The sequence below is a fragment of the Nonomuraea sediminis genome, assembly GCF_018531495.1.
GTDB classification, from domain to species: Bacteria; Actinomycetota; Actinomycetes; order Streptosporangiales; family Streptosporangiaceae; genus Nonomuraea; species Nonomuraea sediminis.
This window is the reverse complement of record NZ_JAHDTI010000009.1, coordinates 301,018-314,184: the sequence shown is the minus strand read 5'-3', so window position 1 is coordinate 314,184 and position 13,167 is coordinate 301,018. Positions and strand designations below refer to the sequence as shown.

Genomic DNA, 13,167 nt, shown 5'->3' with positions numbered 1-13,167 from the left:
GTTTCGATGTATAGCGATACGATGCGCCCATGGCAAGTGGCGGTGACCTGACCCTCACCATCCTGGGGTTCCTGAACGAGCGGCCGATGCACGGCTACGAGCTCAAGAACAGGCTCAACGCGCTCAGCGGCCACATGCGGCCGCTCAGCGACGGCGCGCTCTATCCGGCGGTCGCCCGGCTTGAGGCCAAGGGCCTGGTCGAGCGGCACGAGGAGGAGGGCGCCGCGGCTGCGCGCAGGCTGGTGATCACGCTCACGGACAAGGGCCGCGACGAGCTCACGAAACGGCTCGGTGAGCCACCGGACCTGGACATCAGCGACCAGAGCCGGTTCTTCGCGCTGCTGACGTTCCTGTCGGTGCTGCCGGAGCAGCAGCAGGCGGCGGTGCTGCGCCGCCGGCTCGACTTCCTGCGCACGCCCGCCAGCTTCTTCTACGAGGGCGACCGCCCGGTCAGGGCCGAGGACGAGCCCGACCCCAACCGGCGCGGCATGCTGCTCATCGCCCGAGCCACCGGCAAAGCCGAACGCGCCTGGCTCGAGGACCGCCTGACCGAGCTGGAATCACCCCATGCCACGCCACTCCGATAGCGCCCGGACGCGGCAGGGGCGGGTCAGGACAGGCCGCGGCGCTCCAGGAGGGGCTGGATGCTGGGCTCGCGGCCGCGGAAGTTGCGGAACTGGGTCAGCGGGTCGAGGCTGCCGCCCTTGGACAGCAGCTCGCGGCGGAAGTGGTCGCCGTTCTCCCGCTTCAGCCCGCCGTTCTCCTTGAACCACAGCACGCTCTCGGCGTCGAGCACCTCGCTCCAGATGTAGGAGTAGTAGGCCGCGCTGTAGCCGCCGGAGAAGATGTGCGCGAAGTAGTTCGTCCGGTAGCGGGTCCGCACCAGCGGGAAGGCGATCTGCGCCGCCTCGAGCGCGGCCTGCTCGAACGCCTGCGCGTCCTCGACGGTCTCACCCTCGCCCAGCTTGTGCCAGGCCCAGTCGAGCAACGTCGCCGCCAGGTACTCCACGGTCTTGAAGCCCTGGTTGAACTTCTCGGTGGCCGTCATCTTGGCCACCAGCTCGGCCGGCATCGGCTCGCCGGTCTCGTGGTGCTTGGCGTAGTTGGCCAGGATCTCCGGCCAGGTCGCCCACATCTCGTTGACCTGCGAGGGGTACTCCACGAAGTCGCGCGGCACGTTGGTGCCGGACACCCGCGGGTAGCGCACCTGCGAGAACAGCCCGTGCAGGGCGTGGCCGAACTCGTGGAAGGCGGTGTTGACCTCGTCGAAGGTGAGCAGCGTCGGCCCCTCGGCGGGCTTGGTGATGTTGAGGTTGTTCATCACCACGGGCTTCTCGCCGAACAGGAACGACTGGTCGACCAGGTTGTTCATCCACGCGCCGCCCCGCTTGGTGGGCCGCGCGTACGGGTCGAGCGCGAACAGCCCGAGCGCGCTGCCGTCACCGTCGAACACCTCGAAGACCCTAACGTCCGGGTTGTACCCCTTCAGGTCGGTCCGCTCGGTGAACGTGATCCCGTACAGCTGCGTGGCCGCGTGGAAGATGCCGTCCAGGAAGACCCGGTTCAGCTCGAAGTAGGGCCGCATCGCCTCGGCGTCGAAGTCGTAGCGAGCCGCCCGCACCTTCTCGGTGTAGAACGACCAGTCCCACGGCTCGATCGCGCTGTGTTGTCCATATTTGGCTGCCTGCTCGGCCAGCGCCTCGGCCTCCTTGCGCGCGTTGCGTACGGCGGGCCCCACGAGCTGGCCGAGCATCGACTCGACCGCCTCCACGGTCTTGGCCGTCTGGTCCGCCACCGCGTAGGCCGCGTGGTTGGGGAAGCCGAGCAGCGCGGAACGCTCGGCCCGCAGCGTGGCCATCCTGATCGCCAGCGCGAAGTTCTGCGGCGCCCGCTCCACGCTCAGCCGGTAGAGCCTCTCGCGCACGCCGCGATCGGTGAGCTGGGCCAGCGCCGGCTGGTTGGTGAAGTTGAGCAGCGGCAGGACGTACTTGCCGTCCTTCTCCAGCGCCTTGATCTGGGCCTCGTCCAGCCCGTCGAGCTCGGCCGGGTCCTCGACGACCAGCGCCGACTCGGTGGAGGCCTTGATCAGGTTCTGCGAGAACTCGGTGGACAGCCTCGACAGCTCCTCGTTGAGCTCCCGCAGCCGGGCCTGCTGCTCCTCCGACAGGTCCGCGCCGGCCCTGACGAAGTCCTCCCGGTACTTCTCCAGCAGCCACGCCTCCTCGGGGTCGGCCGTGGCCACCTGCTTGATCCGCGCCCACAGCGCCCGGTTGAGCCGGACGGCGTCGCTGTGCTTGGCCAGCGCGGGCGAGACCTGCTGCTCGATCTCCATGATCGTGTCGGTGGAGTCGGAGGCGGCGACGCTGAAGAAGACCATCGACACGCGGCTCAGGATCTGGCCCGCGCGCTCGAGCGCGGCGACGGTGTTGGCGAAGGTGGGCGGCTCGGTGCTGTTCGCGATGGCGTCGACCTCGGCCAGGTGATCGGCCATGCCGCGCTCGAAGGCGGGCAGGTAGTGCTCCTCGCGGATCTCCTCGAAGGGCGGCAGCTGATACGGCAGGCTGCTGGGGGCGAAGAACGGGTTCTCGGCCAACGCTAGGGCTCCTCCACGTGGTGTTTTGTCCCCTTCAGCTTGGCATGACCGGGTGGTCGGCGCGCGTTTGAGGGAATCGTTTTGGTGTCACCCGCCAAGCTGGGCTATTCTTTCGGAGGTCGCCGAGCGAGCCCCACAAAGGGCCCGCATACGGTGGGGTATGGTGTAATTGGCAGCACGACTGATTCTGGTTCAGTTAGTCTAGGTTCGAGTCCTGGTACCCCAGCTTTCCCTCATTTTCCCAGCCGGTCGAGAATTTCGATGATCTTCCGTGTCGCCTCGGCTGTCGGTGCGTGTGACGCCTCCACGGTGAAGACCTGAAACCTGTTGCCCGGTGTCGCGGCGTCCGCTTCTCTGATCATCCTGTCCTGCAGCGCGAGCGGGATCGTCCGGTCCTTGGCGTGCCTGATGTAGGTGCGCGGCACCCGGCCCCACCTGTCCTTGTGGCCCCTGGCGTCGGCGACCGGCACCTGGAGGCTCTCGTCCGGCAGCAGCGTGTTGAGCATCGCCAGGAACTCGCCCTCACTGGCCTCGGCCATGAACGCTTCCTTGGCCGCCCGCAGGAACTCCTTGTCGTTCGTCCGCCAGTTGGTCCGTGACGCCTTGATCACCCGCGGGTCGGCCACCATGCCCTTCACCAGGTTCGGCACCAGGCTCGCCTTGCCCTCCGGCGTGCCCAGGTAGTCGGCCGCCGAACGCAGCCGCGTGCAGCAGAACGCCGTGTCGTACACGAGCCGGTGGATCAGGTCCGGCACCGCGTCGGCCACCTTGGTGATCACCACGCCGCCCAGGCTCCCGCCGACCAGGATGACCGGGCCGTGCGGCGCGGCCCGCCGTACCGCCTTGACCGTGGCCGCGACGTGGTCGTCCAGCGTCACCCCGGCCACCGGCGAGGGCAGCGACGCGAACGTGGCCAGGTCCTGCGGGGCCTGGTAGGAGGCGTGGAACTGCTCGGCGGGACCGTGGCCGGGCAGCTCCACGCCGACCGTGCGGTAGCCGCGCAGGGCCAGCTCGGGATCCGCGGTCGCCACGCCGTTGGCGCCCGTCACGAAGACGTAGGTGGTGACGCCCTTCTTCGCCGCGCCCGTCGCGGTCACCGCGCCCGCGACGGCGGTGGCCTGCAGCATGCCTCTTCTGGAGATGTTCGTCATGCAAGTCAGGATGTAGTCCTGGCTCGCGCGGCGAATCGCCCAGGTGGCGACCCATGCGGTGGAGGCTCGGCATCCATCGATCGGTGGATACGTGCCAGGCTGGACGGGTGACGGACGTGACGCGCTGGATCCATGTCGGGCTGGCCTACGGCCTGCTCGCGGTCTCGGCGGCCGGCGCGGCGTTCATGGGCGCGGGCGCCGGCACCGTGCCGCTCGTCGTGCTGGCCGCGGCCTGGATCGTGCCGCTGATCTGGCTGTTCCCGCGCCGTGACGAGCGTCCCGCGCTCGTGTGCGGCTACTACGTGGTCCTCGACGTGCTGGCCTGGGCGCTGGTGACCAGGAGCGCGGCGTTCGCGGTGTTCGCCTCCGTCGGATACCTGCTGGCCTTCGCAATCCTGCCCGCCCGGCTGGCCATGATCGGCGTCACGGGCACGGCCGTGCTCACCGTCGTCGGCCAGATGGGACCCGAGGCGCAGGTCGGGGTGTACACGGTCATCGGCGGCATCGCCGTACCCCTGGTGTTCGCGGGATGGTACGTCGCCGCGGAGAGCGACAAGCGGCGCGAGCTGATCACCGAGCTGCGCACGGCGCTCGCCGAGAACGCCGAGCTGCACGCCCGCCTGCTCGAGCAGGCCAGAGAGGCGGGCGTCCGCGACGAGCGGCAGCGGATGTCCGGCGAGATCCACGACACGATCGCGCAGGACCTGGTCGCCCTCACCGGCCAGCTGCGCGCCGCCGACCGCGCGGCCGAGGAGACGGTACGGCGGCGCCACCTCGACCAGGCGGCGACGCTGGCCGCGCGGGGCCTGGCCGAGGCCCGCCGTTCGGTGCGCGCCCTGCGGCCCGAGCCGCTGGAGAACGGCCTGCTGCCCGAGGCGATCACCCGGATGGCCCGCACGTGGGGCGAGACCGCCGACGTCGCGCTGACCGTCGAGGTCACGGGCACGCCCGTCGCGCTCGCGCCCGACCTGGAGGTGACCCTGTTCAGGGTGGCCCAGGAGGCGCTGGCCAACGTGGCCAAGCACGCCGGGGCCGCCAGGGCGGGCGTGACGCTGTCCTACGAGGACTCCGCGGTCCTGCTCGACGTCCGCGACGACGGGCGCGGCTTCGATCCAGAGAGCCCGCGCGAGGGATTCGGGCTGGACGGCATGCGGCAGCGGGTGCACGGCGTGGGTGGCACCCTGGAGGTCGAATCCGAGCCGGGGCAGGGCACGGCCGTCGCCGTCAGCGTGCCCGCGATACCAGCGGAAGGCGGACGATGAGGGTCCTCATAGTGGACGACCACCCGATCGTGCGCGACGGCCTGCGCGCGGCCCTGGCCGGCCACGACGACCTCGAGGTGGTGGGGGAGGCGGCCGACGGCGAGACGGCCCTGCGGCTGGCCGCCGAGCTGCGGCCCGACGTCGTGCTGATGGACCTGCGCATGCCGGGCATGGACGGGGTGACGGCGATCCGCTCGCTGAGCGGCACCCGGGTGCTGGTGCTGACCACCTTCGACACCGACGTGCTGCCCGCGCTGGCGGCCGGCGCCAGCGGCTACCTGCTCAAGGACGCCGAACCCGACGAGCTCGTACGCGCGCTGCGGGCCACCCACCGGGGCGAGACGGTCCTCGCGCCCGCCGTGGCGGGCAGGCTGGCCGAGCACGTCCGCAAGCCGGTGCGCGCCGCGCTCAGCAAGCGGGAGCTCGAGGTGCTGCGGCTGGTCGCGGGAGGGGCCACGAACAGGGAGGCGGCCTCCCGGCTGTTCATCAGCGAGGCCAGCGTCAAGACGCATCTGCTGCACATCTACGCCAAGCTCGACGTCCGCGACAGGGCCGCCGCCGTCGGCGAGGCCTACCGCAGAGGGATTCTGTGACCTGCAAAGCGGTTTGGTGGCACTCCTCGGGGTGCGGTAGAGTTACCTCCGTTGCCGGGGAGGCCCGGCACGTTCGCTTGTGGACAGGGTCCCGTCGTCTAGTGGCCCAGGACGCCGCCCTCTCAAGGCGGTAGCGCCGGTTCGAATCCGGTCGGGACTACCACTGTCACAAGCTCGCGAAGGTCCCGTCGTCTAGTGGCCCAGGACGCCGCCCTCTCAAGGCGGTAGCGCCGGTTCGAATCCGGTCGGGACTACTGTCTCTCGCGTGTCATGAGCAGTCCGAGCCTTCTCGGTCTGCTCATTTCTTTTTTGCCTGCGAAGGCAGGGTCTAACCGCCGCACCGTGGTCGGCGAAGGCGAAGTCCGAGCCCAGGACCAGGCGATCGGCCCCGAAGGCCTCCGCAGCGCGTGGGACACCGTGTAGTAGAACATCCGCCTGGCCGTCCACCGGGGCGCCCAGCTCCTCCAGCGCCGCGTCGACGTGCGGTAGCGGCCGAGCAGCCTGCTGCTCGGTGGTGCGCTGTCAGAGGATCCCGGCGAGCCGTTCCAGGATGTCCGGCTTCGCGTGGTGCGGCAGGTTGATGATCACCAGGTCGGCGCCCGCCTCGCGGTAGGCGTCCACCGGGCCCGTCACTGCGTCCACGTCGTCGGGATCGACCCGGACGTTCACCGAGCACGTGATCTCCGACGGCTCCCGTCCCAGATCGGCGCAGTGGCCCAGCAGGACCTCCTTCAGCGCGAGCCAGTCATCGGCGTCCTGGGTGATCACGTTCCACTGCTGCGCCCAGCGCGCCGCCGTGCGCAGCGTGCGCTTCGGCCCGCGTCCGCCGATCGTGATGGGCGGGTACGGCCGCTGCACCGGCTTCGGCTCGCACCTGGCGTCGGTCAGGCGGACGTAGCGGCCCTCGAACGTGGTCGAGGTCTGGCTCAGCAGCTTCGCGATGGCCTCGACGCCTTCGTCGAACCGGTCGAAACGCTCCCGCAGCGGCGGCAGCTCGATCCCGTAGGCGTCGCACTCCTGCTGGTTCCACCCGGCGCCCAGCCCCAGCTCCAGCCGCCCATCGGAGATGATGTCGACCGTCGCCGCCATGTTCGCCAGCACCGCCGGATGCCGGTAGATCATGCCGGTCACCTGGCAGCCCAGCCGGATCCGCCGCGTGGCCTGCGCCATCGCGGCCAGCATCGTCCAGCCCTCCAGGTTCGGGCCGTTCAGCGTGTCACCGGTCAGCGGATAGAAGTGATCCCAGTTCCAGGCGGACTCGAACAGCTCGATCTGATCCGCCGCCACCCAGACATCACGGATCTCCGCCCACGTCTGGTGCTCCGGCCTCGTCTTGATCGCGAACCGCATCCCAACCTCCTCACCACACCCAGCCCCACAGCCGGGCCCCCCGCCAGCATCCCCTCCCACCCCACCCCTGACCACCCCACGACGCCCCGACCCGACGATCCGCCCTACAGCGGTCCTCGACCCCTCGGCACGGCGACTCCCCGAGCTCCCGAGGCGACCACCCGAGCCCCCCAACGCGGCACCCCCAACGCGGCACCCCCAACGCGGCACCCCCAACGCGGCACCCCCAACGCGGCACCCCCAACGCGGCACCCCCAACGCGGCACCCCTGACGCGGGACCCAAAGCGGGACCTAACGCGGGACCCGAGGCGCGCGACGCGGGACCCTGAGGCGCGCGACGCGGGACGCACGGAGGGGTAACGAGGGATGCGGCGAGGCCGAGCAGCGAGAAGCGCCCGACCCGCGACGCAGGGGCCCTAGGGAACGCGCAGGGACTCACTGGCGCCGGGTCGGCGGGACGTTGTACGGCGGTTGTCGGCGCCCTGGTACGGCGGCCCACCCGGGCACCCAGGGCGGCGACCCGGGACCGTGGAGGCGGCAACCCAGGACCCCGAGGCGGTGACGCAGGGACCTGAGGCGCGCGAGGCGGGCAGCACAGGGCGACGGGAGCCGGGCAGCGCGGGGTCACCAAAGACGGGTGACACGAGGGGGCCCTGGAAGAGTGGGAAAGGGGCCTCGGGTGGAGGAGGCCTGAAGGCGGTTGGAGGGGGCCTGAAGGCGGTTGGAGGGGGCCTGGAGGTGGGTGGAGGAGGCCCGGAGGTGGGTGGAGGGGGCCCGGCGCGGAGGTGGGGGGTGACGCGGGGCGCGGGAGGTCAGGGGTGGCCGGCGGAGCGGGCTTTGAACAGGGCCCGGCGGGCGGCCTTGGCGACTTGCTTGTCCGGATGGACCTGGGAGATGAGGTCCAGCAACTCCTCCACGTGCGCGTGCGGAATCTTCCAGATCACCTCGAGCAGGTTGTTGAGCAGGTCAGGCCCGATGTCCTTGAGGCTGCCCACGAACTCCGCCCGCCCCAGCCCAGCCGAGATCGTCCACATGTCCAGGATGAGCCAGTGCGTATCGTCCTGGGTGGGCTCGGGTGCGCCGGGCACCTCGAGCTGGCTGAGGTGGGTGGCCGCGTAGGGCCGCAGGGAGGGCTCCTTGAGCGCCTCCTGCCAGGCCGGGATCGCGGCCTCGCCGAGCGTGCCGACCACGCTGGCGGCCTGGACCCTGATGAGGGCGTTGCCGTCGTCCTCGGCCGCGGCCGCGAGCAGCTCCTCGGCGGCGCGGGCGGGCTCGCGGCGCTCCATCCAGGCGGCGAGCTCCGCGTCGGCCTCGTCCTCGGGCAGCTCGGCGCTGAGCTCGAGCAGGTCGTGCGCGCTCATCGACTCGATCGCGGGACGGGCGTCGACCTCGATGTCGGCGTCGTCGACCAGGTGGACGATGCCTTCGGTGCCGAGCGCGGTCAGCGTGACCGTGGCACCGGCGACCTCGAGCATGCCGTACCCGCTGAGCCAGTCGAGCACCGACGCCAGCGGGTCGCCCGCGGCCTCCCAGGCCTCGGCGCCCAGCTCGTCCAGCTCGGCGGCGGCCTCACGCAGCTCGGTGGCCAGCTCCTCGCGTGGTCGCGAGCCGCCGGCCAGCAGCAGCCGTACCAGCACGCCGCGGGAGAGCCCGGCCAGCGCCATGGTCAGGTCGTCGTCGGCCAGCTCGGGGTCGCCGTAGTCGACCGAGTGCAGGCCGAGCATCCAGGCGTCGAGCACGTCCTCGTCGTCGTCGAAGGGCCACTCGGCGGTGTCGTCCTGGACGGCGACCGTGTTGCCCTCGCCGGGCTCGAGGAACTCCAGGTCGACGGCGAGGTTCCAGATGTTCCACAGCTGGGGGACCGACTCGGCCAGCGGGCCCTCGGTGTCGGGGCGCTCCAGGCCGATGGCCTCCAGGGCCTGCTCGACCTCGGAGTCGGACAGCAGCGAGTCGTCGCCCACCTTGCGGCCCGAGCCGACCCAGAGGGCCAGGTCGCGGGCCTTGGCGATGAGCGGGACCTGGCGCGCGGCGGCGGCCAGCTCGGAGTCGGGCCGCAGCCGGATCGTGGGCAGGTCGCCGAGCTCGTCCGCGAACGGCTCGAAGTCGCCCAGGTCGCTGCCCTCCTCCTCGTCGTCGTCCTCGCCGTCCTCGTCGAGCAGGTCCTCCATGAGCTCGACGAAGTCCTCCTCGAGGTCGTCGAGCTCGGCCTGCAGATCGTCCAGCGAGTCGGAGCGCTCGCTGAGCTTGCCGGTCTGCGACAGGAACGTCAGGTAGGCGTCGACGGCGGGCAGCATCCCGTCGGCGGCCGCATCGGGGTCCTCGACGACCTTGGGCATCCGGTCGAGCAGCACGTTGCGCAGGTCGGCGCGCTTCCACGTGCCGGTGTCGTCGGAGAAGGCGAGACGGTGCCAGAGTGCGGCGGGCCCCACGAGCTCGGGGTCGCTTCCGGGCGCGTTGGTACGCGCCCACATGATGAACTCTTCGAGCAGGGGTCGCAGCTCAGTGGCGGCTACCTCGATGCGATCGGTCACCCAATCAGGCTAGTGCTCCCGCGAGGCACTCGGCTCCCCAATTAGGCGGTTTTGCTGATCATGGGCACCGCGTCCAATAGCAGCACTTCCCCACCCTCACCCGCCGCCCCTCGCCCGCCGGCCCGTTTCTTGCACGGCTTGTTCTCACACGGCGGCCCGCTTCTCGTGCGGTGGCCCGCTTCTTGTGCGGTGGCTTGCTTCTTGTGCGGTGGCTTGCTCCTGTACGGCGGCCCGTTTCGCGTGCGGCGGCTTGTTCTTGTACGGCAGGCCGCGCCCTCCGGCCGCCCGCCGTACTTCGGCTGAGGATCCGCGACCGGCGACACTGGCGAGTCGGTGACACTTGCCCACCGCAACGACGCCCGGAACCCACGTCCCAGCGCTCCAGGTCGCGCGCCGTACCCGGGCGCCGATCTCCGCCGCACAACGTCTCACCGACCCGGCGCCTGGGGGGTGGCCCGCCGTTCCGGGGGTGGACGTACTGGGGCCTGCCGTACAGAGGGGGGCCGCCGTTCCAGGGGCGACCGCGCTGGTGGGGCGTCCGGCTCGGCGCTCAGGTACGGCGCGTGACCCGGAGGCGCGCTCAGCTGGGTCCTGGGTGCCGTGGCGGTGGGGAAGCGGCGCCGACTCGCCGGAAGCGCCGGGCGCGGGTCCTCAGCCGGAGTACGGCGGGGAGCGTTAGGAGGAGCGGCGCATGGCCTCGGTGATGCGTTCGGCGGCGGCCATGACGGGGACCGCGTGGAGGCGGCCGGGGGCGCGGGTGAGGCGTTCGATGGGGCCCGAGACCGACACGGCCGCGATGACCTTGCCGCCGGTGCCGCGGATGGGCGCCGAGACGCTGGCCACGCCCTGCTCCCGCTCGCCCACGCTGTGAGCCCAGCCACGCCGCCGCACCGAGGCCAGGGTGGCCGCGGTGAACTTGGCGCCGCGCAACCCGCGGTGCAGCCGGTCAGGCTCCTCCCACGCCAGCAGTATCTGGGCCGCCGACCCCGCGGTCATCGGCAGGGCCGACCCCACGGGCACGGTGTCGCGAAGCCCTGACGCACGCTCGGCCGCCGCCACGCACACCCGCTCGTCACCCTGGCGCCGGTAAAGTTGCGCACTCTCCCCGGTCAAATCTCGCAACTGCAACAAGATGGGGGCGGCGACGGCCAGCAACCGGTCCTCGCCCGCCGCTGTGGACAACTCGGAAAGACGCGGTCCGAGGACGAAACGGCCTTGCGTGTCGCGGGTGACGATCCTGTGGTGCTCCAGTGCGACCGCGAGCCGGTGCGCCGTGGGCCGGGCCAGGCCGGTGGCCTGAACGAGCTGCGCGAGCGAGGCAGGGCCCGCTTCGAGAGCGTTGAGCACGAGAACGGCCTTGTCCAGTACGCCGACTCCGCTAGAGTTGTCCATACACCGATACTGCCGTCTCGACATATGAGAAAGCAAGTCGGAGGGAATCTCAAGGAGGAGATCAATGGGCCGCACACTGGCCGAGAAGGTCTGGGAGCAGCACGTCGTGCGGCGTGCCGAGGGTGAGCCGGACCTGCTCTACATCGACCTGCACCTCATTCACGAGGTGACCAGCCCGCAGGCGTTCGACGGCCTGCGTCTCGCCGGCCGTAGCGTGCGAAGGCCCGATCTCACGATCGCCACCGAGGACCACAACGTGCCGACCGTGCTCGGCCCGATCTCGGACCCGGTGTCCAAGACGCAGGTCGAGACCCTGCGCAAGAACGCCGCCGAGTTCGGTATCCGGCTGCACCCGATGGGCGACGCCGGGCAGGGCGTGGTGCACATCATCGGCCCGCAGTTCGGCCTGACCCAGCCGGGCATGACGATCGTGTGCGGCGACTCGCACACCTCCACCCACGGCGCCTTCGGCGGCATCGCGTTCGGCATCGGCACCTCCGAGGTCGAGCACGTGCTGGCCACCCAGACGCTGCCCGCCTACCGGCCCAAGACGATGGCCATCGAGGTCAAGGGCGACCTGCCCGCCGGCGTCACGGCCAAGGACCTGATCCTGGCGATCATCGCCAAGATCGGCACCGGCGGCGGCCAGGGCTACATCGTCGAGTACCGCGGCGAGGCAATCCGCAAGCTCTCCATGGAGGGCCGGATGACGGTCTGCAACATGTCCATCGAGGCGGGCGCCCGCGCCGGCATGATCGCCCCGGACGAGACCACGTTCGCCTACCTCAAGGGCCGCAAGCACGCCCCGACGGGCGAGGCCTGGGACCAGGCCGTGGAGTACTGGAAGTCGCTGCGCACCGACGACGACGCCACCTTCGACAAGGTCGTCGAGATCGACGCCTCGACGCTCACGCCGTACGTGACCTGGGGCACGAACCCGGGCCAGGGCCTGCCGCTCGGCGAGGCCGTACCCGACCCCGAGAGCTTCGCCGACCCGGTCGATCGGGCCGCGGCCGAGCGGGCGCTGGAGTACATGGGCCTGACCGCGGGCACGCCGCTGCGCGAGATCGAGGTCGACACGGTCTTCGTCGGCTCGTGCACCAACGGGCGCGTGGAGGACCTGCGGGCCGCCGCCGAGATCCTGCGCGGGCGCAAGGTCAAGACCCGCACGCTGGTGGTGCCCGGCTCCATGCTGGTCAAGCTGGAGGCCGAGAAGGAGGGCCTGGACAAGGTCTTCGAGGAGGCGGGGGCCGAGTGGCGCCAGGCCGGCTGCTCGATGTGCCTGGGCATGAACCCGGACACGCTCCAGCCGGGCGAGCGCAGCGCGTCGACCTCCAACCGCAACTTCGAGGGCCGCCAGGGCAAGGGTGGCCGCACCCACCTGGTGTCGCCCCAGGTCGCCGCCGCGACCGCCGTCACCGGCAAGCTCACCGCGCCCGCCGACCTGGCCTAGGAGAACCCGAAATGGAAGCTTTCACCACCCACACCGGTACGGCGGTGCCGCTGCGCCGCAGCAACGTCGACACCGACCAGATCATCCCGGCCGTCTGGCTCAAGCAGGTCAGCCGCACCGGCTTCGAGAAGGGCCTGTTCTCCGCCTGGCGCGAGGACCCCGGTTTCGTGCTGAACCAGGAGAAGTACGACGGCGCCTCGATCCTGCTGGCGGGTCCCGACTTCGGCACCGGCTCCTCGCGCGAGCACGCCGTCTGGGCCATCCAGCAGTACGGCTTCCGCGTCGTGATCGCGCCCAGGTTCGGCGACATCTTCCGCAACAACTCCACCAAGATGGGCCTGCTGCCCGTCGTGCTCGACGTCAAGATCGTGGAGGAGCTGCAGTCGGCCGTCGAGGCGGACCCGACCACGCGGATCACCGTCGACCTGGCCGAGCGCGAGGTCCGCCTGGGCGACCAGGCCTGGTCGTTCGATCTGGACGACTACACGCGCTGGCGGCTCATGGAGGGCCTGGACGACATCGGGCTGACCCTGCGTCACGGTGACGACATCGGCACGTACGAGAATGGTCGGCAGCCATGGCTGCCGACGACCGTCTAGAAGACGACGAACTGGCGCGGCGGTTGCGCGAGGCGCACCGCCGCGTCCGCATGCTCCCGCCCGCCGAGAAAGAGCGCTGTGCACGGCGATATCTCGCTATCTGCGACCTCGCGAAGCGTGATCCAGAACGGGCCGCGGCCCGTCTGGAAGCCTTCCTGACCAGCCTCGACGACACGCCACGCGGTAAAGAAAGCCCCCTGGGTAATTGAGTTCCCCAGCGATCCGGCCTACTTTCGAGCCCG

General features: G+C 70.7%; 11 protein-coding genes and 3 tRNA genes. 9 read left to right on the top strand and 5 right to left on the bottom strand.

From position 1 onward, the window contains the following. Window positions 1-29: 29 nt before the first annotated feature. Window positions 30-587: a PadR family transcriptional regulator gene (locus KIK09_RS33125; protein WP_214323335.1), complete on the top strand. Its 558-nt coding sequence runs from the start codon at window positions 30-32 to the stop codon at window positions 585-587. A gap of 23 nt (window positions 588-610) precedes the next feature. Here KIK09_RS33125 and KIK09_RS33120 read toward each other — a convergent pair whose 3' ends face one another. Beyond that, entirely contained in the window at window positions 611-2,593 is a 1,983-nt protein-coding gene (locus tag KIK09_RS33120; RefSeq protein WP_214323334.1) for a M3 family metallopeptidase, read from the bottom strand. 154 nt (window positions 2,594-2,747) lie between these two features. On the opposite strand from KIK09_RS33120, the gene KIK09_RS33115 reads away from it, so the two are divergent. After that, window positions 2,748-2,819: transfer RNA gene (locus tag KIK09_RS33115), tRNA-Gln, on the top strand. 7 nt (window positions 2,820-2,826) lie between these two features. Here KIK09_RS33115 and KIK09_RS33110 read toward each other — a convergent pair. Further along, window positions 2,827-3,744, bottom strand: coding sequence for an alpha/beta fold hydrolase (locus KIK09_RS33110; RefSeq protein WP_250574133.1), 918 nt, complete (start codon window positions 3,742-3,744; stop codon window positions 2,827-2,829). A gap of 107 nt (window positions 3,745-3,851) precedes the next feature. Between KIK09_RS33110 and KIK09_RS60200 the strand changes: the two genes are divergently transcribed. The 4 genes from KIK09_RS60200 (at window position 3,852) to KIK09_RS33090 (ending at window position 5,853) form a co-directional block, all read left to right on the top strand. Continuing rightward, complete coding sequence (locus tag KIK09_RS60200) at window positions 3,852-5,006, top strand: sensor histidine kinase (RefSeq protein WP_214323333.1); 1,155 nt, start codon at window positions 3,852-3,854, stop codon at window positions 5,004-5,006. Next, a complete protein-coding gene (locus KIK09_RS33100; RefSeq protein WP_214323332.1) occupies window positions 5,003-5,599 on the top strand; it encodes a response regulator in 597 nt (198 codons plus the stop codon). Before KIK09_RS60200 ends, KIK09_RS33100 begins: the two co-directional genes overlap by 4 nt. An 87-nt stretch (window positions 5,600-5,686) precedes the next feature. Then, window positions 5,687-5,762 (top strand) — tRNA-Glu (locus tag KIK09_RS33095). A gap of 18 nt (window positions 5,763-5,780) precedes the next feature. After that, window positions 5,781-5,853 (top strand) — tRNA-Glu (locus KIK09_RS33090). Window positions 5,854-6,121: 268 nt separating this feature from the next. Here KIK09_RS33090 and KIK09_RS33085 read toward each other — a convergent pair. The 3 genes from KIK09_RS33085 to KIK09_RS33075 all read right to left on the bottom strand — a co-directional run bounded on the left by KIK09_RS33085 (window position 6,122) and on the right by KIK09_RS33075 (window position 10,873). Next, window positions 6,122-6,949 carry a TIGR03560 family F420-dependent LLM class oxidoreductase gene (locus tag KIK09_RS33085; protein WP_214323331.1) on the bottom strand — a complete coding sequence of 276 codons (828 nt, stop codon included), beginning with the start codon at window positions 6,947-6,949 and terminating at the stop codon, window positions 6,122-6,124. Window positions 6,950-7,762: 813 nt separating this feature from the next. After that, a complete protein-coding gene (locus KIK09_RS33080) occupies window positions 7,763-9,481 on the bottom strand; it encodes a hypothetical protein (RefSeq protein WP_214323330.1) in 1,719 nt (572 codons plus the stop codon). Between the two features lie 675 nt (window positions 9,482-10,156). After that, window positions 10,157-10,873 (bottom strand): IclR family transcriptional regulator, encoded by a 717-nt coding sequence (locus tag KIK09_RS33075; protein WP_214323329.1) that lies wholly within the window; start codon window positions 10,871-10,873, stop codon window positions 10,157-10,159. 64 nt (window positions 10,874-10,937) lie between these two features. On the opposite strand from KIK09_RS33075, the gene leuC reads away from it, so the two are divergent. The 3 genes from leuC to KIK09_RS33060 are packed head-to-tail and all read left to right on the top strand — an operon-like array spanning window position 10,938 to window position 13,134. Further along, on the top strand, window positions 10,938-12,326 hold the full coding sequence (gene leuC / locus KIK09_RS33070; protein ID WP_214323328.1) for a 3-isopropylmalate dehydratase large subunit: 1,389 nt from the start codon (window positions 10,938-10,940) through the stop codon (window positions 12,324-12,326). Window positions 12,327-12,337: 11 nt separating this feature from the next. Then, entirely contained in the window at window positions 12,338-12,925 is a 588-nt protein-coding gene (gene leuD / locus KIK09_RS33065) for a 3-isopropylmalate dehydratase small subunit (RefSeq protein WP_214323327.1), read from the top strand. Continuing rightward, a complete protein-coding gene (locus KIK09_RS33060) occupies window positions 12,904-13,134 on the top strand; it encodes an SCO5555 family protein (RefSeq protein ID WP_214323326.1) in 231 nt (76 codons plus the stop codon). The genes leuD and KIK09_RS33060 overlap by 22 nt, the downstream gene beginning before the upstream one ends. The last annotated feature ends 33 nt before the right edge of the window (window positions 13,135-13,167 follow it).

What these genes read in the sequence shown, in the direction of transcription:
- KIK09_RS33075 (WP_214323329.1), bottom strand. Translation starts at nt 10,873, where the DNA reads ATGGACAACTCTAGCGGAGTCGGCGTACTGGACAAGGCCGTTCTCGTG.
- KIK09_RS33085 (WP_214323331.1), bottom strand. Translation starts at nt 6,949, where the DNA reads ATGCGGTTCGCGATCAAGACGAGGCCGGAGCACCAGACGTGGGCGGAG.
- KIK09_RS33125 (WP_214323335.1), top strand. Translation starts at nt 30, where the DNA reads ATGGCAAGTGGCGGTGACCTGACCCTCACCATCCTGGGGTTCCTGAAC.
- KIK09_RS33110 (WP_250574133.1), bottom strand. Translation starts at nt 3,744, where the DNA reads ATGACGAACATCTCCAGAAGAGGCATGCTGCAGGCCACCGCCGTCGCG.
- KIK09_RS33060 (WP_214323326.1), top strand. Translation starts at nt 12,904, where the DNA reads ATGGCTGCCGACGACCGTCTAGAAGACGACGAACTGGCGCGGCGGTTG.
- leuC (WP_214323328.1), top strand. Translation starts at nt 10,938, where the DNA reads ATGGGCCGCACACTGGCCGAGAAGGTCTGGGAGCAGCACGTCGTGCGG.
- leuD (WP_214323327.1), top strand. Translation starts at nt 12,338, where the DNA reads ATGGAAGCTTTCACCACCCACACCGGTACGGCGGTGCCGCTGCGCCGC.
- KIK09_RS33100 (WP_214323332.1), top strand. Translation starts at nt 5,003, where the DNA reads ATGAGGGTCCTCATAGTGGACGACCACCCGATCGTGCGCGACGGCCTG.